This window comes from Lentzea terrae, from assembly GCF_003265345.1.
GTDB lineage: Bacteria > Actinomycetota > Actinomycetes > Mycobacteriales > Pseudonocardiaceae > Lentzea > Lentzea terrae.
This window is the reverse complement of the sequence record NZ_QFWW01000012.1, coordinates 79,426-99,120: the sequence shown is the minus strand read 5'-3', so window position 1 is coordinate 99,120 and position 19,695 is coordinate 79,426. Positions and strand designations below refer to the sequence as shown.

Below are 19,695 nucleotides of genomic sequence, written 5' to 3'. Positions count from 1 at the left end.
ATGAACGGCGCTTTCGTCCACCTGAGGTGAACAAAAGCGCCGTTCGTCGTTTGCAGATCAGTTGGTGTGCAGCCGGTCCTCGAACGAGGCCTGCAGCGCGCGGAACGCGGCCACCTCGGCGTCGTACGGAGCGGACGGCGCGAGCCGCGTCGGGTCCGGCGCCACCACGAAGGACACCAGCCAGCCCAGCGACTCGGACGTGGCCAGCGCGTCCTTCACGGACTCGTCGCCGGCCCACTCGCCCGCGTCCTCGAACAGTTCGACGGCCAGGTCGAGCTGCTGCGGGTCGAGGGAGTCCGGGCCCTCCTCCATGTCCTCGGCGATGCCGGTCAGCACGTAGACGTTCTCGTCGTCCACGTCGACGTCCAGCTCGCCGGCGGTGGCCTTGACCTTGACGTCGTTCCACGTCTCGACGTCGGCGAGGTCGTGGTCGTCGTTCTCGGCCACGAACCGGCTAAGGCCGCGCTGCGAGGTGAAGACCTCGATCTTGCCGCGGCGGCCCAGGAACACCGGGTCGTCGCCGAGGTAGCAGCGCAGCGTGTAGAACTCGCCGGCGGACGTGATGATCTTGATCGGGTCGATGCCGACCTCTGCCCAGAACCCGGTGGGCTCGGCCTCGTCCTCGTCCGACTCGTCTTCCGAACCGGCGGCGTCGACGGCGGCGGCAGTGGCGGTCTCGGCCTCGAGGGCGGCGAGCTCCTCCTGCGCGACGGAGAGTTCCTTCTCCGGGACGTCCGGCGTGCTCACGACGCCGTCGATCGCGTCGAGGACCTCGTCCCACTTCTCGGAGACGACCTCGGACAGCTCGTCCCAGAGCTTCGCGCCGTCGCGGCCGCTGAACGGCAGCGTGCCCTGCGGCAGCAGCGAGAAGCCCTCCGCCGAGTCGAGCACCTCGTGGACCTTCTCCAGGTCGCACACGTCCGCGAGCGCGCGCACGATCGCGATGACGTCGGCGAGCTCACCGATCGTCCAGGTGTCCGGGTCCTCCGCGATCAGCTCGGGCACGCCGACGAGGTCGAACTGGTGGTTGTCGTCCGGCGAGAGGTCCGCGACGCCCAGCGACGGCACGATCGGCCACGCGGGGTGATCGGTGAGGTCGTGCTCTTCCGCGGTGCGCACGAAGGCGGCGAGGTGCGCGGCGTCGGGGAAGACGAACAGGTCCTCCTCGTCGCCGAGGAACGCCTCCCACTCCTCGCCCTTCTCGCGCCAGCGGGGTGCCCACAGGGTGACGACGTCACCCTGCGTCAGCCCCAGCTCGATGGGGACGATGTCCTGCGCCATCCTGACCTCCCGGTCACGCCTGCCTGATGCCGTGGGCGAGCCTAACGGTGCTGATCACCGGCGCCCAAAGGGGTTCTCGAAGAACGCGTCCTCGTCGGGGTCCTCGACGATCGGCGACCTCGGCCGCCGCTCCTGGACCGCCTCGTCAGCTGCGGATTTCGGCGGCACGACGGGGTTCCACGTCGACCGGAAGGGTGAGTCGCCGGCGATGGACTCGACGTCGATCGCCATTCCGTCACCCAGTGCCAGCGCCATCTTGTTGAAGCTCGTCTGCACGGCCGCGTTGGTCGCGAGCCGCACGGTCTCGGTGACGACCTCGCCGACCGCCTGCGCGCCCTGCTGCAGCAGAGCCGGGTGCAGGTGCAGCGCCTTGATCTCGCCCTTCGCGGACGCCGTGACCATGCACAGCCCGTTCGGGTGCTCGACCGTCTCGGCGGTGCGCGCGAGGTCGTGCTGCAGCTGTTCGGTGGCCTGCAAGCGCTCTTCGTTCACCGCCGCCACCCGAACTCGTCGTCGTCCTGTCCGCGCGCGAAGCCCAGCTCCGTCAGCTCCCGCGGGTCGACGACCCGCTCCAGCGTCTGGTGCAGCCTGCTCGACGCGTTGCGCTGCGCCTTCTCGGCGATGCGCATGATCTCGGCGGCCAGTCCCTGCGGCCCCATCCGCAGCGCCGCCGGGCTCACCGCGATCTGCTGCGGCGGACCACCGGGCGTGGCGATCACCGTCACCGCACCGTCCGGTGAGGACGCCCGTCCCGTGATGGGACCACTGCGCGCGACGTGCTCCGACACGGCCTGCTCGACATCGCGCACCTTCCGCGCGGCGCGCTCGACGTCGTCGTCCACCTGATCACCCCCTACTGCGACAGTGTGCCGCATGATCCTGCGTTCGGTCGTGCTGTTCGCCCTCGCCGCCCTGATGGAGATCGGCGGCGCCTGGCTCGTGTGGCAGGGCGTGCGGGAACATCGCGGCTGGCTGTGGATCGGCGGCGGCGTGATCGCCCTGGGCGTCTACGGCTTCGTCGCGACGCTGCAGCCCGACGCCCACTTCGGCCGGATCCTCGCGGCCTACGGCGGCGTGTTCGTGGCCGGCTCACTCGCCTGGGGTGTGCTCGTCGACGGCTTCCGCCCCGACCGCTACGACGTGATCGGCGCCCTCGTGTGCCTGGCCGGTGTCGCCGTGATCATGTATGCGCCGCGATAGCGGTTTCGACCAACGTGGTCAGTTCTGCCGCCACGTCGTCGAGCGGTTCGACGCTGCGCTGGGCCCGGCACATCGCGACGGCACCCTCCGCGGCGGCCACGACGAGCCGGGCGAGGCTCTGTGCGCGGCGCTCGTCGACGTCGTGTTCCTGCAACGAGGTCTTCAGCTGGTCCGACCAGGTCCGGAACGCATCGGCGGCGGCGGTGAGCGCCTTTTCGTCGGCGTTCTCCTCGATGGCGATCGCGAGCACCGGGCAGCCGGCCTGGAACTCGGTCTCGGTGACGATCTGCCGCCACAGCGCGAAGAACGCCATCAGCCCGTCGACCGGTCCCTTGCGGAGCTTCGCCGCGAGCACCTTCTGCACAGTGTCGCCCGCCCACTGCACGGCCTCGGTGGCCAGCTGGTTCTTGCCACCGGGGAAGTAGTGGTAGGTCGAGCCGAGCGGCGTGCCGGCGTGCTTGGCGACCTCCCGGATGCTCGTCGCGTTGAGGCCGCGGCGCCGGATCATGTCGGCGGCTCCGGCGACGATCTGCTGTCGGGACATTCGGTGCCTCTCTGGCTATAACGCTCGTCATAGGATAGCGTCCGCCGCGGGATATAACAGTCGTCATAGATCGGAGCTCCTGTCGTGCCGATGATCGAACTGACCGCTCCCGCCGGATCGCTGACCGACGCGGGCCGCAAGAGCGTGCAGAAGGACCTGGCCGCGCTGCTGCTGAAGTGGGAGGGCGCGCCGGACAACGAGTTCTTCCGGTCGGTGGCGTGGACCTACCTGCACGAGCTGCCCGAGGGCGCGCAGACGACCGGCGAGGACGACGCGCCGCGGTTCCGGGTGGACGTCCGGGTGCCGACGGGTGTGCTGTCCGATCGGCGCAAGGCCGGGCTGGTGCAGGAGGCGACCGCGCTGGTGCTCGACGCCGCCGGGCTGGGTGAGGGCGACGCGATGCGGGTGTGGGTGTTGATCCACGAGCAGCCTGACGGGACGTGGGGCGCCGGCGGGCAGATCGTGAACTTCGCCGAGCTGAAGGCTGCAGCGCAGGCCGCGAAAGCCGCGAAAGCGTGAACTGACCTCGCCGCTAGGGTCGGTTCATGACTGATCCTCGGGACGTCGTCGTCGCGTTGCTCCGAGCCACCGAGACCGGTGACCCCGAGCAGGTCGTGGCGCACATGGCCGACGACGTCGTCTGGCAGAACGTGCCGCTGCCTCCCGCGCGCGGCAAGGCGACGGTGGCCAAGCAGTTGCGCGCCATGCACAAGGTCGTCCAGGACGTCGAGGTGCGGATCCACAACATCGCGGCCAACGGCGACGTGGTGCTGACCGAGCGGACCGACGTCATCGGGCGCGGGGCTTGGCAGGCCGAGTTCTGGGTGTGCGGGACGTTCGTGGTGCGCGACGGGAAGGTCGTGTTGTGGCGTGACTACTACGACAACGCGACCTTCGTCTTCGCGTGCTTGAAGGGACTGGTCCGGGCGGCCGTCAGGACCGCCCAGGCCAAGCTTCAGCCCGTCGGGCGGTAGAAGCCGTAGAACGACATTCCGCTGTTCGTCGTGCGGATCTTGCCGACCTGCACCGGGTCACCGGCCTCGACCATCTGCCCGTTGCCGATCACCATCGCGACGTGGCCGTCCCACACCACGAGGTCACCGGGCAGCAGCTGGTCCGGCGGCACGGACGCACCCATGGCCTGCGAGGAGGCCGGCCGCGGGATGTCGAACCCGGCGTTCTTGTAGGCCCACTGCGTCAGACCCGAGCAGTCGGTGCCCTGGGGCGGGTTCGCGCCACCCCACACGTACGGGGTGCCCAGAGCGGACAACGCGTTCCGCACGGCCTTGGCCGCGGTCTCGTTCGGCGCCTCGGCGCTGCTGCCGTCGGGCAGGTTCACGCCGACACCGGTGCCGGGCTGGGGCGGAATCGCGACCGGCAGCCGAGGACCGGAACCGCCGCCGCCACCGCCGCCGCCACCCGAGCCGCCGCCACCGCCACCGCCGCCGCCACCACCACCGCCACCACCCGAGCCCGAGGAACCCGAGCTCGAACTGGACTCCTTCTTCGGAGTGTCAGCGGCCCCAGCAGTCGACGTCGTGCCGCCGTCGCCGCCGAGCGGTTCGCCCAGCGCTCCCAACGCACCGACATCCGGCTTCTGCAGCCCGTTCAGCTGCCCGACCAGCTGCGTGAGCTGGTCCCGCACCTTCTGCAGCTCGGCGGAAGTCTTGCCCTGGTAACCGGAAGCCATCCCGGCGAGATCGGCCAGCGCGGCGAGCACCACACCGGGCCCGGCCACGAACGACGCGGCAACGGCGGCCGCGAGCCGAGGTGTTGCCTTGGCGACGAACTCGTCGATCAGCCCCTGGATCGCGGTACGCCCGCCCGTCACGGCGGATACACCACCAGAAGCCACGGTCTTGACCGCGGAAGCGTTGGCGGACAACGTGTTCGCGGCCGCGCCAAAGGTGGCCACCCGGCCGGTGAATGCGTTGGCCTTGTCGCCGGACCAGGTGTTCAGCACGGCGGTGGCGGCCGAGGAGTGCCGCGACCCCAGGTCCGTCAGCGCGGTCTGGGCACGGCCGAAGGCGTCGCCGGCACGCGTGGCGCCGCCGGTGTCGCCGTCCAGCTTGGCCAGGTCTTCCTTCATGGGCGCGATGAACGACGACAGCAGCCCCTCGACGCTCATGCCCGCGCCGCCTTGTTCAACGACGCCTTGTGCGCTTCTTCCTGCGCGATGTACGCCTCACGGGCCTTTGCAACGGCGGTGCCGAGGCCGGCCAGCCCGGACGAGGCCGCCTTCAGCGCGTCCATCTGCGCCTGAGCCGCGGTCTGGAACGCGGCGTTGAGGCCCACCTCGTTGCCGATCTTGCCGAAGCAGTCGCCCGGCAGCGACGTCGTGCCGTTCAGCGTGCCGGTGCCGACCGCGCCCACCTCGCTCGCCAGACCGCTCACCGCCGACGCGTAGCCGGTCAAGGCGTCGAGGTCGACTTTGAGACCCTGTTCCGCCATCTGAAATCCCCCAGTAGTGACCTGTTCGCCTTGATCCTGCCCCGATGAGCGGTACCTCGCCCGTCGTTCCGCCAAGATCATGGAGCGGTGGGTGTGATCGAGCACTGGAACCGGATCCTGGCATGGCTGGCTGAGCACGCTCCGGCCACCCGTGCCGTGCTGCGTCCGAGGTACGACGCGCTGCCGGAGCTTCGGGTTCCGATCGATCTGCAGATGTGGTGGAGCGTCTACGGCGGCACGGAGGAAGGCCACTACGCCGAGATCCTGCCGCCCTTCTACACACCGCTGGGCGCCGATCGCGCGTTCGTGCTCAGGGACACCCACACCAGCAAGACCGCGGACGCCACCGAGGCGGGCTCGCCCACGACCGGTTTCCACCCCGAGTGGCTGCCGATCGCGTTCGACGGCACGGGTGACGTGCTCGCGATCGATCTCCGGCCGGGCCTGCTGCGCGGCTGCGTGGTCGAGTGGGACCAGGAGCGCACCGAGATGATCAAGCCGGAGTGGACGTCCATCGTGGAGATGTTCGACCAGGTGGCGACGGCACTCGAGACGCGCAGCGCGGTCGGGCACTGCTTCCCCGAGGTCAACACGGCCGGTGAGCTGGGCTGGCGGACCAGCTGACGGCACGTTCGAGAATGCCCAGCTAGATCAGGCCCTCGATGATCTGGTCTACGCCGAGCGCGGCGAGCAGCACGCCGAGAACTCGCACGAGCACCCACGCGTAGGTCATCTTCACCCAGCGCATCGCGATGCCGAGGACCGCGATCGCGGCCAGGTCGAGCGCGATCACCGCGGCGAACCCGCCGGCCAGGGCGAACGTCGTGCCGATCGACTTCGTGTCCGAGAGCAGGAACACGTACGCCAAGCGCCACCGGGTTCGCGTAGTAGGCGGTGGCCAGCTCGTGGGTGCCGCGGGTGTCGTCGTGCGTCGGCTCCTGCTTGCGCCCGAGCACGAGGTCCAGCGCGTGCACGAACAGGATCACGCCGCTGGCCAGGTACAGCCCGCCCTCGCTGATGTGGAAGATCGAGAGCAGCCCACGTCCCGCCACCACCACGAACAGGCCGACGCCCAGCGCGATCGCGGTGGAGGTGAACGCCACCCGCCACCGCGTCCTGGCGTCGGCGCCCTCGGTGTCCATCAGGAACGCCAGGAGGATCTTCGGCGGGCCGACCACGGCGACGAGGATGCTGAACGCCTCCACGAACTTCATGGCGGCCATGATCGAGCCGGCCCACCGACCCCACTGGCTACCTCACGCTGGCGAGTGAACGCGGAGCGACGGCCTGCACGCGGGCGTGGACCTTCACGGCGGTCAACGCGACGAGCCACCCGAGCGCGGTGCCGGTGGTGTTGGTGATCAGGTCGTCGACGTCGAAGATCCGGTTGGCCCACATCAGCTGCGAGCCCTCGATCAGCAGCGAGACGCCGTACCCGATCAGCGCGGCCTGTCCGATCGTCCGGTGGCCCCAGAACATCAGCATCGCGCCGAGCGGCACGAACAGCATCACGTTCAACGTCATCTGGTCGAACGCGATCTGCCCGTGGCGGAACGTGTCGGCGATCCACTGGAACGGCACCAGCTGCACGGCCTGGCGCGGCGGCACGGTCTGCATGGGCAGGAACGTCGCGGCGAACAGCATGCAGGCATAACCGGTGATGGTCGCGCTGCGCCAGGTGAGCTGACGGAAGAACAGCTGCGGCAGCAGAAAGACGACCGACAGGAAAAGGCCCCACCGGATGCTCGCGAGCTGTGCATTCGTCATGAATCAAAACTAAGAAAATGGCCCTCAGCGCACATCGCGCTGAGGGCCGGTCTCCTGCTCGTACTTCCGTCCGAGAACTACTCGGCCGCGTAATCCCGCGGGCTGATGCCACGTAGTACCGGACCGCACGCCAGCGCTGCCACCAGCGCAACCACCATGCCGACGGCCACAGGAGCGACCACCCACGGTGTGATCGGCATTTCGCCGTGGCCCACGAGTCCGCGCGCCAGAGTGAGCAGTCCGAGGCCGACAACAATGCCCGCGCCGCACGCCGCAATTGTGACGGCGAACACCGGCAGCATCACTTCTCGGCGCAATGCGTGAGCCAGCACGCGAATGGGAGTCCCGGCCGCGATCAACGCGCCGAATGTGCGTCTGCGGTCGATCACCGACCCGGCCGCGGCCACCGCCGCGCCGATGCCGCCCAGCACCGCCGCGATCGACAGCCCGATGATCGTGGCGCGCTGCAGGTCGTCCATGAGCGTGTCGCTCCACAACGCGAGCTGCTCGCCGTCCACCAGCCGCACGCCCGGCAGCGTGCCGACCAACGCGGTGTGCACGGCGTCGCGGTTCTCCGCCGTCGTCGGCACGCCGACCATCGACGCCTTGCCCTCGACGCCCGGCAGCAGCTCCGGGTCGATCACCGCGTTGACCAGGCGGTTGCCCTGGAACGGCCGGGTCTCGTACTGCGCGGGCAGCTTGGCGGTCAGGACGTCCTTCGTCCCCCTCGACTTGAACACGTCGCCGGGCAGCTGCGAGTAGGAGGAGTAGACGGCAGGTCCCGGCCGGCACGTCAGGTTGTTCAGCACCTTCGCGACGTCAGCGCACTTGCCGACGATCACGGACGTGGGGTAGTCGCTGTCCTTGCCGGTGCTCACCGAGCCTTCCAGCATCGTCACGATCGGCGCCGAGGTCGCGAGCCGCAACGGCGTCACGTCGTGCGTCACCTGCTCCGCGACGATCGAGTCGACCTTCCACGTGTCGTCGCGGTACGGCACCTGACTTTCCAGGCCGGGCAACATGGTCAGCGCCATCGAACCGGTGAACACCGCGATCACCACGCCGGCCGAGCCGCGGAACGCCGCCACCGGATCACCGGACAGCCGTCGTCCGGCCAGCAGCGTCGACGGCTTGGTCCACCGCCCGACGAAGAACCGGCCGACCCACGCCGTCATGACCGGCCCGGCCAGCACCAGCGCCATCGCGACCGCGCCGAGACCGAGCAGCACCACCGTGAACTGGCTGTCGCCGTGGGTCGCCTGCGCGTACATGATGCCGAGGAAGAACACGCCCAGCGCACCGACGATCATCAGCAGCCGCCACGACCGCACCTTGCGCTGTTCCTCCGCCGCGAGCGGCCGGCTCACCACGCGGCGCAGCCCCATGATCGCCGCCCCGACGACCAGCACCGGAGCGAGCACCGCCACCGCCGCCACGACCGCGGGCACCGGCACGAAGTCGCCGGGGAACCAGGTGCCGCCCTCCCACGGAACCTTCGCGGTGATGTGGCTGAACGGCTGCGCCAGCACCACACCGAGCACGCTGCCGAGGATCGCGCCGACCGCCGTCTCCACTGCGGTCATCACGATCACCTGCTTCGGCGACGCGCCGGCCAACCGCAACGCGGCCAGGCGCCGTTCCCGTTTCGCCGCGGTCAGCCGGGCGGCCGACGCGACCAGCACCAGGCACGGCACGACCAGCACCACCAGCCCGACGCGGGTGAGCAGGTAGAGCATGCCGTCGTAGTCGTCGCGGTACGAGCCTGGACCGCCGGCCAGACCGGTTGCCGGGTAACCGTTCTCGACCTTCTCCTGGCCGACGATCGCGACGAGCTCGTCGGGGAACTTCAGCGCTTCCGGTCCGAGCACGCCGATCTGCTCGCCGGGGAAGCGGTTCCCGAGCTTCTCGGCCGGTGTGCTGCGCACGAGGTCGGACAACGCGGGGGACAGCAGCACCTCGCCCGCCTCGGGGAACTTCGTGATTCCCTTGGCCACCGGGACATCGCCTTGTTCGTTGCGTGCGACGTCGAACCGTTCGATGAGCTTGCCGCCGTACGAATCCTTGTTCGTCGCAACGGAAATGGCGCCCTTGTCCATCTGGCCGTGGATGTCGCGCCACGCCGTGCGGTCGGCCCGCGCCTGCAGGCCGTTCGGTGCGGCGACGAGCCACAGCACCAGCGACACCGCGATCATCACGCCGAGCGCGACGAGCACGGTGGCCACCTGGCTGCGGCGGTCCCTGCGCAGCACCGCGAGAGCGATCCTCACGCGGACACCCCCGTGTCGATCTTTTGGGCGATGCGACCGTCCTGGATCTCGACGACGCGCAGCGCACGGTCCGCGATCGCCTTGTCGTGCGTGACGATCACGACGGCCGCGTTGGTCTCCTCCGCGGCCTGCAGCAGGGCGGTCATCATCTCCTGGCCGGTGCGGGTGTCGAGGGCGCCGGTCGGTTCGTCCGCGAACACCACGCGCGGCTGGTGCGCGAGGGCCCGCGCGATCGCCACCCGTTGCGCCTGCCCGCCGGACAGCTCGCCGGGCCGCCGCTTCTCCAGGCCCTTCAGGCCGAGCCGCCCCAGCCACAGCCGGGCCGCGCGGAGCGACTCGTCGCGCGAACGGCCACCGAGCAGCATCGGCAGCGCGGCGTTCTCCTCCGCGGTGAGCTCGGCGACGAGCATGCCCGACTGGAACACGAACCCGAACGCCGTGCGCCGCAGTTCGCTGCGGCCTGCCTCGTTCAGCTCGCCGATCGCGCGCCCGTCGAGGAACACCTCGCCGCCGTCGGCGCGCAGGATGCCGGACAGCACGTGCAGCAGCGTCGTCTTGCCGGAGCCGGACGGACCGACGACCGCCAGCACGTCCCCGGCCTTGATGTCGATGTCCACCCCGGCGAGCGCGTCCACGTCGCCGTAGGTCTTGACCAGGCCACGAGCGGCCAGAACCGAATTCATGTGCTTGAAGGTGCCGGTCGCGGGGCAGGAAAACCTCAGCCTTGACGACACACCGGATCAGCCGGATGACCGAGGCCGGAGGGGTGTGATGGTCCTACCGTTGTCTTCCGTGGACAGTCATCGGGGCCAATGGCCGATCGCCGCCGGGCTCGCGCTGCTGATGCTCGGCGAGCTCGTGCTGATGAACGGGCCGGGCAGCGCGGAAGCACTGGTGTGGCTGCTCAGCGTGCCGCCGTGCATCGCAGCCGTCACGTCGTTCAAGTCGCGCGCCTTCGCCATTCCGGTGACGGTGGGGTCGATCTTCGTCTCGTCGTTCGTCTTCCGGCTGTTCAACGTCAACCTGCCGACGCTGCTGAGCCCGCTGACCGTCGCCGAGACCGCCGCCTGCCTCGTCCTCACCGCCGTGATCGTGCGCGAAGAGCCGCGCCGCGCCGCCACGTGGTCGGTCGGCTCGCTGATGGCCGTGAGCTTCTTCGCCGCGATCGTCCGCGACAACTGGATCTCGTCGAGCAACTACAACGAGATGCTGGGCTCGCTGGTGCTCGGCTTCGGGGCCGTCGGCGTCGGTCTGTACTTCCGCGCGCGCGACACCGAGAGCGGCCGGCTGATCGCGGCCGCCGTCACCGATGCCCAGAAGGAAGAACGCATCGCGCTGGCCCGCGAGCTGCACGACGTGGTCGCCCACCACGTGACGGGCATGCTCGTGCAGGCTCAGGCCGCGCTTGAGGTCTCCGACGACGACCCGAAGGCCGCCCACCGCCTGCTGCCGGGCATCGTCCGATCGGGCACGGAAGCCCTGGGCGCGATGCGGCGCATGGTCGGCACCCTGCGGCAGGGCGAGAACGAGGTCGCCACGACCGACCTCGCCGCCGACGTGATCTCGACCGTCGAACGCACCCGCGAGCTCGGCTTCGAGACCAGACTGCGGATGGACCTGCCGGACGAGGTGCCGCCGGAACTCGGCCGTTCGGTGTTGCGCCTGGTCCAGGAGTCGCTCACCAACGTGCACAAACACGCGCAGAGCCCCACCATGATCGACGTGGAGATCTCGCGCACCCCGCAGAACGCGCTGCGCGTGATCGTCGCCGACGACGGCCGCCCGCACGAGCTGAACCAGGGTGGATACGGTCTCGTAGGCATGCGTGAGCGGGTCGACCTGCTCGGCGGCCTGTTCTCGGCGGGCCCGCGTGAGAACGGCTGGCAGGTGCTCGCCGAGCTACCCCTGGAAGGGACGAAGTGATCTCGGTTCTCATCGCCGACGACCAGGAGATGGTCCGCGTCGGTTTCCGCATGATCCTGGAGAAGCAGCCGGACATCACGGTCGTGGCCGATGTCGCGGACGGCATCTCGGCGGTGACCGCCGCACGTGAGCACAAGCCGGACGTGGCGTTGCTGGACATCCGCATGCCGGGCCTGGACGGTCTCGAGGTCACCAAGAAGCTCTCGCCCACCACCAAGGTCGTCGTGGTGACCACCTTCGACCTCGACGAGTACGTGCACACGGCGTTGGAGAACGGCGCGTCCGGGTTCCTGACCAAGGACGCGGGGCCCGCGCTGCTGGTCGAGGCGGTGCGGGCGGCGGCGCAGGGCAACGCGCTGATCTCGCCTCAGGTGACCGTGCGGATGCTGGAGCACTTCGCCCGGCCGGCCCAGCGGCCCGATCTCGGGCTGCTGACCGCTCGGGAGCAGGACGTCGTGCGGGAGGTGGCGCGCGGACTCAGCAACCAGGAGATCGCGTCGGAGCTCTTCCTGTCGCTGTCGACGGTGAAGACGCATCTCGCGTCGGTGCAGACGAAGCTCAACGTGAAGAACCGGGTGGGCATCGCCTCTTGGGCGTGGCGCGCCGGTTTGGTGAACTCCTGAACATGCCAGAGGAAACCGAGTTCCCGCGCAGCATCGGCAAGGTTGCGACCCGTGAGCTGGCCGCGCACGGCTACACGACGTTCGACTCGCTCACGAAGGTCTCAGCGAAGGAGCTGCTGAAGATCCACGGCATCGGCCCGAAGTCGATCAGGATCCTCGGCGAGGAGCTGGCGGCGCAGGGCAAGGCCTACGCCGCCGACTAGCTCCTAGACCCCCATCGGGTGCCAGACCGTCTTCGTCTCCAGGTAGGCGCGCAGGCGCGACATGTCCGGCGTGACCGCGAAGTCCTCGCCGACCTTGTTGCGCAGCACGCGCTTCACAGTGCCGGCCGCCGACCGCTCCAGGTCGGCGCGCAACGACTCGGGCGCGCCGGTCAGGTCCAACGCGTTCACGTCGGCGTGCGAGGCGAGCCACGGTGCGATCTCCGCGGTCCGGCCGGTGATGATGTTGACGACACCGCCCGGCACGTCGGACGTCGCGAGCACCTCGGACAGCGTGATCGCGGGCAGCGGGCGGTCCTGCGAGGTGATGACCACGCAGGTGTTGCCGGACGCGATCACCGGCGCGATCACGGACACCAGGCCCAGCAACGACGACTGCTGCGGCGCGAGCACCGCGACCACACCCGTCGGTTCCGGCGTGGAGAACGAGAAGTACGGGCCCGCAACGGGGTTCGAGGAACCCAGCACCGCTGCCAGCTTGTCCGTCCAGCCCGCGTACCAGACCCAGCGGTCGATCGCGGTGTCCACAAGGGACTGAGCCTTCTTCGCCTGGACGCCCTCGGACAGGGCGACCTCGCTGATGAACTGCTCGCGGCGGCCCTCCAGCACCTCGGCCACCCGGTACAGGACCTGGCCGCGGTTGTAGGCCGTGGCACCGGACCAGCCGGGGAAAGCCTTGCGGGCGGCGGCAACCGCGTCGCGGGCGTCCTTGCGGGAGCCCTGCGCGGCGTTGGCGAGGAAGCCGCCCTTCGAGTCGGTCACCGGGTAGCTGCGACCCGACTCGGACCGCGGGAACGCGCCGCCGATGTAGAGCTTGTAGGTCTTCGCGACCGAGACGCGATCAGACATCGAGGTAGGCCTCCAGACCGGTGCGGCCGCCCTCACGGCCGAAGCCCGACTCCTGGTACCCGCCGAACGGCGCGGCCGGGTCGAAGCGGTTGAACGTGTTGGACCACACCACGCCGGCGCGCATCCGTTGCGCCATCCAGAGAATGCGCGAGCCCTTCTCCGTCCAGACACCGGCGGACAGGCCGTACGGCGTGTTGTTCGCCTTGGCCACGGCCTCGTCCGGCGTGCGGAACGTCAGCACCGACAGCACCGGGCCGAAGATCTCCTCGCGGGCGATCCGCATCGCCTGCGACACGTTGGAGAACACCGTCGGGGCGAAGTAGAAACCCTTGTCCGGCAGCGGACACGACGACGTCCAGCGCTGTGCGCCCTCGGCCTCTCCCGACTCGGTCAGCTCCTTGATCTTGGCGAGCTGCTCGCGCGAGTTGATCGCGCCGACGTCGGTGTTCTTGTCCAGCGGGTCGCCGACGCGCAACGTGCTGACGCGCGCGTGCAGCTTCTCCAGCAGCTCGTCCGCGACGGACTCCTGCACCAGCAGGCGCGATCCGGCGCAGCAGACGTGGCCCTGGTTGAAGAAGATGCCGTTGACGATGCCCTCGACGGCCTGGTCGAGCGGCGCGTCGTCGAACACGATGTTCGCGGCCTTGCCACCCAGTTCCAGCGTGAGCTTCTTCGACGTGCCGGCCAGCTGCCGCTGAATGATCTTGCCGACCTCGGTGGAACCGGTGAAGGCCACCTTGTTGACGTCCGGGTGCTCGACGAGCGTCGCACCGACGTCACCGGCGCCCGGGATGATGTTGACGACGCCCGGCGGCAGGTCGCACTGCTGGATGATGTCCGCCAGCACGAGCGCGGAAAGAGGCGTCGTCTCGGCCGGCTTCAGCACCACGGTGTTGCCGCACGCCAGCGCGGGCGCGATCTTCCACGCGGCCATCAGCAGCGGGAAGTTCCACGGGATCACCTGTCCCGCGACGCCCAGCGGCTTCGGGTCCGGGCCGTAGCCCGCGTAGCCGAGCTTGTCCGCCCAGCCCGCGTGGTAGAAGAAGTGCGCGGCGGCCGTCGGCACGTCGACGTCGCGCGACTCCTTGATCGGCTTGCCGTTGTCGAGCGACTCCAGCACCGCGAGCTCACGGCCGCGTTCCTGGATCTGCCGCGCGATCCGGTAGATGTACTTGGCCCGCTCGCTGCCGGGCATCTTGGACCAGACGCGGTCGTATGCGCGCCTGGCCGCCTTGACGGCTGTGTCCACATCGGACGTTGAGGCCGTCGACACCTCGGCCAGCACCTCTTCGGTGCCGGGGTTGATGGTCTTGAGCGGTTCGCCGGTGCCCTCGACGAACTTGCCGTCGACGAACATCCGGTAGTTCGGCTTGAGGTTCGCGATGTCCCGCGACTCGGGCGCGGGGGCGTATTCCCACATGTCTTCAGTCCACCGTCACGTAGTCCGGGCCGCTGTAGTGGCCGTCCAACTGGGTCCGCCGCTGCATGAGCAGGTCGTTGAGCAACGTCGACGCGCCGAACCGGAACAGGTTCGGGTCGAGCCACTCCGGACCGGCCACCTCGTGCACGGCCACCAGGTACTTGATCGCGTCTTTGGTGCTGCGGATGCCGCCCGCGGGCTTGACGCCGCGCAGCTCCCCGGTCTGGGTCTTCCAGTCCCGGACCGCCTGCAGCATCACGTGCGTGACCGGCAGCGTCGCGGCTGGCTGCACCTTGCCGGTCGACGTCTTGATGAAGTCGCCACCGGCCAGCAGCGCGAGCCACGACGCGCGGCGCACGTTGTCGTACGTCACGAGCTCGCCGGTCTCGAGGATGACCTTGAGGTGCGCGTCCCCGCACGCCTCCTTGATCTTGACGATCTCCTCGAACACCTGCCCGTAGCGGCCGCTCAGGAACGCGCCGCGGTCGATCACCATGTCGACCTCGGTGGCGCCCTGCTCGACGGCGAACCGGGTGTCGGCCAGCTTGATGTCCATCGTGCTGCGCCCACTGGGGAACGCCGTCGCCACGCTGGCGATGTTGATGCCGGTGCCCTTGAGCTCGTCGGCCGCGGTCTTGACCATGTCCGGGTAGACGCAGACCGCCGCGACGCGCGGCACGTCCGGCCGCTCCGGGTCGGGACGCTTGGCCTTCGCGGCCAGGCTGCGCACCTTGCCGTGCGTGTCCGCGCCTTCCAGCGTGGTCAGGTCGACCATGCTGATCGCCAGGTCGATGGCGTGCAGCTTGGCGGCCTTCTTGATGCTCCGCGTGCCGAGGCCCGCGGCTCGTTGCTCGACGCCGACCTGGTCGACGCCGGGGAGCCCGTGCAGGAAACGCCGCAGCGACGATTCGTCGCGCACGGCGTCAGCCAGGGCCGACGGCAGTGTCGTTGGAGCAGCCATGCCTGGGAGTCTAGGCGGAATGGGACGCCCGTCCTAAGTGAAGCCGTTTCTGCACGTCAGCGCGGCTGAGCGGCACGGTTCGCTCGTCTATCTCCGGGGCGTCCTGAGCGGCGCTGCCGGTGCGCTTGAGCTTCTGCCACGGCAGCACCGCGCCGGCCATCGCCGTGATCACCGACTGGATCACGACCAGGTACATGAGCTGCCGGTAGACGATCGGCTGCAACGCGACCGCCCACAGCGGCCGCAGCCGTTCGCCGTCGAGCCGGAACGCGATCACCGCGGGGATCAGCTGCAGCGCGAGGAAGCCGAGCCACGCGAAGGCGCCGGCGACCGGATCCGTCCAGAGGCTCAGCAGTGCGAACACGTCGATCGCGGGTGCCAGCACGGGCAGCGCCACCTGGTACAGGAACAGGTACGGCAGTGCGCGGCGGCCGAGCTTGCCGCCCATGCCGCGGTCGAAGATCGCGCCGCGGTGCTTCCACATCGCCTGCAACGTGCCGTAGCACCAGCGATAACGCTGCCGCCACAGCTGGCCGAGGCTCGCCGGCGCCTCGGTCCACGCCCGTGCGTCCTCCTGGTAGACGACCGACCACCCGGCCCGTTCCAGCGCCATGGTCAGGTCGGTGTCCTCGGCCAGCGTGTCCTCGGGGACGCCACCGACCTCGCGCAACGCCTCCACCCGGAAGCCGCCGACCGCGCCGGGCACCGTCGGCATGCACTGCATGACGTCGTACATGCGCCGGTCGAGGTTGAAGCCGATCACGTACTCGATGTGCTGCCACCGGCCGAGCAGCCCGGACCGGTTGCCCACCTTGGCGTTGCCCGACACCGCGCCGATCGCGGGGTCCGCGAACGGCTGCACGAGGTTCGCGACGGTCTCCGGCTCCAGCACGGTGTCGCCGTCGACCATCACGACGAGCTCGGTGCGGGTGTGCCGCAGCCCGGTGTTCAGCGCCGCCGCCTTGCCCGCGTTCCGTTGGCGCACCAGCGAGACGTTGGGCAGGTGCAGACCCTTGACCACCTCGGACGTGCGGTCCGTCGAGCCGTCGTCGATGACGATCACGTGCACGGCGTTGGTGCTCGACAGGATCGTGCGGACGGTCGCCTCGATGCCCGCTTCCTCGTTGTAGGCGGGCACGAGCACGGTCACCATCTGCGGTTTGAGCTTCGGTGCGTGCTTGCCCGGCTTGCGCCGCGCGTGGATCGCGGTCGTGATCAGCAGGACCGCGGCACGGGCGAGCGCGAGCACGCTGGAGATGACGACGAGCCAGGTCAGCAGCTCCGTGACGAACCGCGCGAACCGCACGGCCAGCGACACGGCCGTGCCCTGGGCACGTTCCGTCGCGGTGGACTGTTTGGTGGCCTGCGGTACGCCGAACGCCTCATCGGTGGTCTGGAACCTGAACCCGCGCTCCTTCAGGCTCGGGATCAACTTCTCCAGCGCCGCAACGGTTTGCTCGCGATCGCCGCCGCCGTCGTGCATCAGCACCACGGCGCCCTTGTCGTCCTTCGGCGTGGACTTCGCGACGATGGCGTCGGTGCCAGGCCTGCGCCAGTCCTCGCTGTCGAGGTCGCTGAGCAGCACGAGATTGCCGGCCGCGGTGATCCGCTCGATGCCGACCAGGTCCTCGTCGTCGACCGCGTCGGGCCGGTTCGAGTACGGCGGCCGCACGAGCTGGCTGGACTTGCCGGTGCCGCTCGCCACGACGAGCCCGGTCTGCCCGAGCTCCAGCCGCGTGCGCGTCTCGCCGACCTTGCCCAGGTCGACGTGCGTGAACGTGTGCAGCCCGACCTCGTGGCCTGCTTCGTTGATCCGCTGCAGCACGTCCTGGTGCTGCGCCGCGTTCGCGCCGGTGACGAAGAAGGTGGCTTTGATTTCGTGACGCTGGAGGACGTCCAGGATCTTGGGCGTCCACTCGGGATCAGGCCCGTCGTCGAACGTCAGCACGATGGTGCGGTCGGGCGTGGTGCGGGAGGTGAGCCCGGCCCCGCTGTCGCCGATCAACGGCCCGCCCTGGTGCACCTTCTCCGGCACGGTCTTCGCGGGCCCTGCGGTCGGCTGCGCACCCTGGCCGACGTGGCCGACCACGAACGTGTCCAGCAGCAACGCGCCGAGCAGCACCACCATGCCCAACGCCAACAGCACCCAGTGGGCGCGCGGCTGAGGTCTCACGGCTTGCCCTGACCGGGGCTGCTGGGCCGGTTCGACGCGCCCGGCGGATCAGCGCGCCCGTTGCCGTTCTCAGTCGTGGTGGCTGCGGTGGTGGCGTTCGTCACCGTCGTCGTCGTGGTGGTCGGTGTCGTGGTAGCGACGGTTTCGTTGCGTGGCAACGATGTTGCTTCGGGTGACGGTGCCGGTGCGTCCGTCGTCGTGGTGACCACCGGCTCGGCGGCCTCGGGAATCGGCAGCAACGTCGTCGGCTTCACCGGGCCTCCGGCAAGCGCGACCACGAGTAGCACCAGGTAGGCGACCACGCCGACGGCGACAGTGCCGATGGCGATGCGCAACACCTTGCGGCGGCGGCCACTCGGATCAACGAACACGGGTCTGTCTGAGGGAGTCGTCATGACCTTCGCGGGGGGACGGCATGCGGTCGCAGGAGGGTAACCGCAGACCGCGCCCAGCGGAAGTCGTTCAGCTACGCATCGGGGTTCGGCACCCGTGTCGGCCAGAGGAGCGCCTGAGCGACGACGACGTTCTCGCCGTTGAACGTGACAGCGGGGCCTTCGTGCAGCTCGTAGCCAAGAGCCAGCATTTCGCTCACGCGGCGGCAGAACGTGGCGTCGTCCGGCCCGGTCAGGACTCGGTAGGTCGGCAATCCGTCAGGTGGTGTGCTCATGGGCAGCAGGATCACAGACGCCCCAACGGAAGTCGTTCACCAACCCAGCTTCGCGAGACCGGCCAGGACGCACTCGTCGAGGCTCGCGTACCCGTCCTGCTCGTCCCCGCCGGCGAACAGCACCCATTTCGAGCCCAGGCCGTACTGGACGATGAGCAGCTCGCCGGTGTCGCCGATCGCTTCGAACAACTCCGCATAGGCGTCTGCGTCACTGATCGGCTCGTCCAGCCACGACCAGTCGCCCGGCAGCGTCACCAGATCTCTGCGCGCGCTGTCCAGGCCTTGGTCGAGCCGGGGGAAGTCGCCGCCCGCGAACCAGTACTCGCCGACGTACGGCGGCTTGTTCAGGCGCACGGTCCACTTGTTGCGCGGCCGCGGACCGTCCATCTTCATCATGAAGACGACGCCGGTCTGCCCCACCCGTTCGACGAAGTCGGCCAGCCGCATCAGTCGAGGAGTTCGCGCAAGATCGAGCTCTTCTTGCGCTTGGGACCCTTCACCTCGACGCCGCCCATGATCGCGAGCCCGGTGATCCGCACCGTCGGCGCACCAGGAATGTGCCGCCGCCCGGGCGCCCGGTCCTCGAACGCGCCCATGAAGCCGAACCCGTCGACCTTCACGTTGATGTCGTCCGGCACGCGGATCTCGACGCCGCCCCAGAACGCGAAGCAGCTGATGGTGACCTCGGCCTCGGCGAAGCTCGCGTGGGTCAGGTCGATCTCGATGCCGCCCATCACCGCGACCGCGTTGTGCATGCGCGGGACCACCCAGTGCCCCTTGCGGTTGATGCCCGACCAGAACGCGACGGACACCGCACTGCCCGGCTCGCCGCCGATGCGGTCGCTCATGACCGGCTGGTACTGCGGGACGGCCGGGCTTTGCGGCAGGCCGCTCAGCACCAGGTCGGCCGTGATGGGAGCGAGTTCGCCGTAGGTCTTCGCGGCGTAGACGGCCGCGAGTCGCTCGTCCAGCTCGTGGATGTCGAGGCGGCCCTCGGCGGTCGCCTTGTGCAGCACCTGGGCGATCCGTTCCCGGTCCGCGTCGGAGGCACGCAGATGACTCTGGTCAGCGGGTACCAGCTCGTCGCTCACCCGATCGAGTCTAGAGCTGTTACTTCCTGTTCGGTGCGTACTTGACCGTGATCGCGAAGGCGAGAACCAGCAGCGCGGCCAAAGCGGAAGCCAGCGCCGGGCTGTAGCCCCACGTCACCGGCAGCACCCCGATCAACACGGCGACTGACGCCGACACACCCAAGATGAGCAGCGGGGATTCACACAACTGCTGGACGGGCTTCTGCTCGATCGTCACCGTTCGCACCTCCGCGTCTCAACTGGCTACGAGACATTTC

At 69.3% G+C, this 19,695-nt stretch carries 26 protein-coding genes and 1 pseudogene; 7 read left to right on the top strand and 20 right to left on the bottom strand.

The genetic code is table 11. The features are described from left to right. Nucleotides 1-57: 57 nt before the first annotated feature. The 3 genes from DI276_RS18395 to DI276_RS18385 are packed head-to-tail and all read right to left on the bottom strand — an operon-like array spanning nt 58 to nt 2,123. Complete coding sequence (locus DI276_RS18395; RefSeq protein WP_112264925.1) at nt 58-1,281, bottom strand: primosomal protein; 1,224 nt, start codon at nt 1,279-1,281, stop codon at nt 58-60. A gap of 54 nt (nt 1,282-1,335) precedes the next feature. Beyond that, nucleotides 1,336-1,773 carry a YbaB/EbfC family nucleoid-associated protein gene (locus DI276_RS18390; RefSeq protein ID WP_157984791.1) on the bottom strand — a complete coding sequence of 146 codons (438 nt, stop codon included), beginning with the start codon at nt 1,771-1,773 and terminating at the stop codon, nt 1,336-1,338. Beyond that, nucleotides 1,770-2,123 carry a YbaB/EbfC family nucleoid-associated protein gene (locus DI276_RS18385; RefSeq protein WP_232836744.1) on the bottom strand — a complete coding sequence of 118 codons (354 nt, stop codon included), beginning with the start codon at nt 2,121-2,123 and terminating at the stop codon, nt 1,770-1,772. The genes DI276_RS18390 and DI276_RS18385 overlap by 4 nt, the downstream gene beginning before the upstream one ends. A 31-nt stretch (nt 2,124-2,154) precedes the next feature. Between DI276_RS18385 and DI276_RS18380 the strand changes: the two genes are divergently transcribed. Further along, entirely contained in the window at nt 2,155-2,481 is a 327-nt protein-coding gene (locus tag DI276_RS18380) for a YnfA family protein (protein ID WP_112264921.1), read from the top strand. On the opposite strand, the gene DI276_RS18375 is transcribed toward DI276_RS18380, so the two are convergent. Then, nucleotides 2,462-3,025 (bottom strand): TetR/AcrR family transcriptional regulator, encoded by a 564-nt coding sequence (locus tag DI276_RS18375; RefSeq protein ID WP_112264919.1) that lies wholly within the window; start codon nt 3,023-3,025, stop codon nt 2,462-2,464. The genes DI276_RS18380 and DI276_RS18375 overlap by 20 nt on opposite strands. Before the next feature lie 90 nt (nt 3,026-3,115). On the opposite strand from DI276_RS18375, the gene DI276_RS18370 reads away from it, so the two are divergent. Then, nucleotides 3,116-3,544, top strand: coding sequence for a tautomerase family protein (locus DI276_RS18370; RefSeq protein ID WP_232836743.1), 429 nt, complete (start codon nt 3,116-3,118; stop codon nt 3,542-3,544). 26 nt (nt 3,545-3,570) lie between these two features. Then, nucleotides 3,571-3,999, top strand: coding sequence for a limonene-1,2-epoxide hydrolase family protein (locus DI276_RS18365; RefSeq protein ID WP_112264915.1), 429 nt, complete (start codon nt 3,571-3,573; stop codon nt 3,997-3,999). Here the strand turns inward: DI276_RS18365 and DI276_RS18360 are convergent. Both DI276_RS18360 and DI276_RS18355 read right to left on the bottom strand, forming a co-directional pair. Continuing rightward, nucleotides 3,981-5,153, bottom strand: a complete 1,173-nt coding sequence (locus tag DI276_RS18360; RefSeq protein WP_112264913.1) for a C40 family peptidase — start codon at nt 5,151-5,153, stop codon at nt 3,981-3,983. The two genes, DI276_RS18365 and DI276_RS18360, sit on opposite strands and share 19 nt — an antisense overlap. Further along, nucleotides 5,150-5,476: a hypothetical protein gene (locus DI276_RS18355; RefSeq protein WP_112264911.1), complete on the bottom strand. Its 327-nt coding sequence runs from the start codon at nt 5,474-5,476 to the stop codon at nt 5,150-5,152. Before DI276_RS18355 ends, DI276_RS18360 begins: the two co-directional genes overlap by 4 nt. An 87-nt stretch (nt 5,477-5,563) precedes the next feature. On the opposite strand from DI276_RS18355, the gene DI276_RS18350 reads away from it, so the two are divergent. Beyond that, nucleotides 5,564-6,100, top strand: coding sequence for an SMI1/KNR4 family protein (locus tag DI276_RS18350; RefSeq protein WP_112264909.1), 537 nt, complete (start codon nt 5,564-5,566; stop codon nt 6,098-6,100). 22 nt (nt 6,101-6,122) lie between these two features. On the opposite strand, the gene DI276_RS18345 is transcribed toward DI276_RS18350, so the two are convergent. The 5 genes and pseudogenes from DI276_RS18345 to DI276_RS18325 all read right to left on the bottom strand — a co-directional run bounded on the left by DI276_RS18345 (nt 6,123) and on the right by DI276_RS18325 (nt 10,193). Continuing rightward, complete coding sequence (locus DI276_RS18345; protein WP_112264907.1) at nt 6,123-6,344, bottom strand: hypothetical protein; 222 nt, start codon at nt 6,342-6,344, stop codon at nt 6,123-6,125. A 103-nt stretch (nt 6,345-6,447) separates the two neighbouring features. Next, nucleotides 6,448-6,690 (bottom strand): annotated as a pseudogene (locus tag DI276_RS53415) (MarC family protein); the annotation flags it as partial. Between the two features lie 37 nt (nt 6,691-6,727). Beyond that, complete coding sequence (locus tag DI276_RS18335) at nt 6,728-7,243, bottom strand: VanZ family protein (RefSeq protein ID WP_112264897.1); 516 nt, start codon at nt 7,241-7,243, stop codon at nt 6,728-6,730. A 77-nt stretch (nt 7,244-7,320) separates the two neighbouring features. Next, complete coding sequence (locus DI276_RS18330; protein WP_112264895.1) at nt 7,321-9,510, bottom strand: FtsX-like permease family protein; 2,190 nt, start codon at nt 9,508-9,510, stop codon at nt 7,321-7,323. Further along, complete coding sequence (locus DI276_RS18325) at nt 9,507-10,193, bottom strand: ABC transporter ATP-binding protein (RefSeq protein WP_112264893.1); 687 nt, start codon at nt 10,191-10,193, stop codon at nt 9,507-9,509. The genes DI276_RS18330 and DI276_RS18325 overlap by 4 nt, the downstream gene beginning before the upstream one ends. 109 nt (nt 10,194-10,302) lie before the next feature. Here DI276_RS18325 and DI276_RS18320 point away from each other — a divergent pair, with 109 nt between their 5' ends. The 3 genes from DI276_RS18320 to DI276_RS18310 are packed head-to-tail and all read left to right on the top strand — an operon-like array spanning nt 10,303 to nt 12,259. Further along, complete coding sequence (locus DI276_RS18320; RefSeq protein ID WP_157984790.1) at nt 10,303-11,433, top strand: sensor histidine kinase; 1,131 nt, start codon at nt 10,303-10,305, stop codon at nt 11,431-11,433. After that, nucleotides 11,430-12,056: a response regulator gene (locus DI276_RS18315; RefSeq protein ID WP_112264889.1), complete on the top strand. Its 627-nt coding sequence runs from the start codon at nt 11,430-11,432 to the stop codon at nt 12,054-12,056. Before DI276_RS18320 ends, DI276_RS18315 begins: the two co-directional genes overlap by 4 nt. Nucleotides 12,057-12,058: 2 nt before the next feature. Beyond that, nucleotides 12,059-12,259 (top strand): helix-hairpin-helix domain-containing protein, encoded by a 201-nt coding sequence (locus DI276_RS18310; RefSeq protein ID WP_112264887.1) that lies wholly within the window; start codon nt 12,059-12,061, stop codon nt 12,257-12,259. Between the two features lie 3 nt (nt 12,260-12,262). On the opposite strand, the gene DI276_RS18305 is transcribed toward DI276_RS18310, so the two are convergent. The 9 genes from DI276_RS18305 to DI276_RS18265 all read right to left on the bottom strand — a co-directional run bounded on the left by DI276_RS18305 (nt 12,263) and on the right by DI276_RS18265 (nt 19,655). Next, nucleotides 12,263-13,126 (bottom strand): aldehyde dehydrogenase family protein, encoded by an 864-nt coding sequence (locus DI276_RS18305; protein ID WP_112264885.1) that lies wholly within the window; start codon nt 13,124-13,126, stop codon nt 12,263-12,265. After that, a complete protein-coding gene (locus DI276_RS18300) occupies nt 13,119-14,546 on the bottom strand; it encodes an aldehyde dehydrogenase family protein (RefSeq protein WP_112264883.1) in 1,428 nt (475 codons plus the stop codon). The genes DI276_RS18305 and DI276_RS18300 overlap by 8 nt, the downstream gene beginning before the upstream one ends. Nucleotides 14,547-14,550: 4 nt before the next feature. Continuing rightward, nucleotides 14,551-15,507, bottom strand: coding sequence for a deoxyribose-phosphate aldolase (deoC, locus tag DI276_RS18295; protein WP_112264881.1), 957 nt, complete (start codon nt 15,505-15,507; stop codon nt 14,551-14,553). Nucleotides 15,508-15,517: 10 nt separating this feature from the next. Continuing rightward, nucleotides 15,518-17,680: a bifunctional polysaccharide deacetylase/glycosyltransferase family 2 protein gene (locus DI276_RS18290; RefSeq protein WP_232836741.1), complete on the bottom strand. Its 2,163-nt coding sequence runs from the start codon at nt 17,678-17,680 to the stop codon at nt 15,518-15,520. Then, nucleotides 17,677-18,075: a hypothetical protein gene (locus tag DI276_RS18285; protein WP_157984789.1), complete on the bottom strand. Its 399-nt coding sequence runs from the start codon at nt 18,073-18,075 to the stop codon at nt 17,677-17,679. Before DI276_RS18285 ends, DI276_RS18290 begins: the two co-directional genes overlap by 4 nt. A 71-nt stretch (nt 18,076-18,146) precedes the next feature. Then, the gene (locus DI276_RS18280) at nt 18,147-18,347 is read right to left on the bottom strand and encodes a DUF1737 domain-containing protein (RefSeq protein ID WP_112265007.1); all 201 of its coding nucleotides are present in this window, start codon (nt 18,345-18,347) and stop codon (nt 18,147-18,149) included. A gap of 36 nt (nt 18,348-18,383) precedes the next feature. Then, nucleotides 18,384-18,794 (bottom strand): hypothetical protein, encoded by a 411-nt coding sequence (locus tag DI276_RS18275; RefSeq protein ID WP_112264877.1) that lies wholly within the window; start codon nt 18,792-18,794, stop codon nt 18,384-18,386. Next, a complete protein-coding gene (locus DI276_RS18270; protein ID WP_232836740.1) occupies nt 18,794-19,438 on the bottom strand; it encodes a DUF1707 SHOCT-like domain-containing protein in 645 nt (214 codons plus the stop codon). Before DI276_RS18270 ends, DI276_RS18275 begins: the two co-directional genes overlap by 1 nt. A gap of 19 nt (nt 19,439-19,457) precedes the next feature. Beyond that, nucleotides 19,458-19,655 carry a hypothetical protein gene (locus DI276_RS18265; RefSeq protein ID WP_157984788.1) on the bottom strand — a complete coding sequence of 66 codons (198 nt, stop codon included), beginning with the start codon at nt 19,653-19,655 and terminating at the stop codon, nt 19,458-19,460. Between the last annotated feature and the right edge of the window lie 40 nt (nt 19,656-19,695).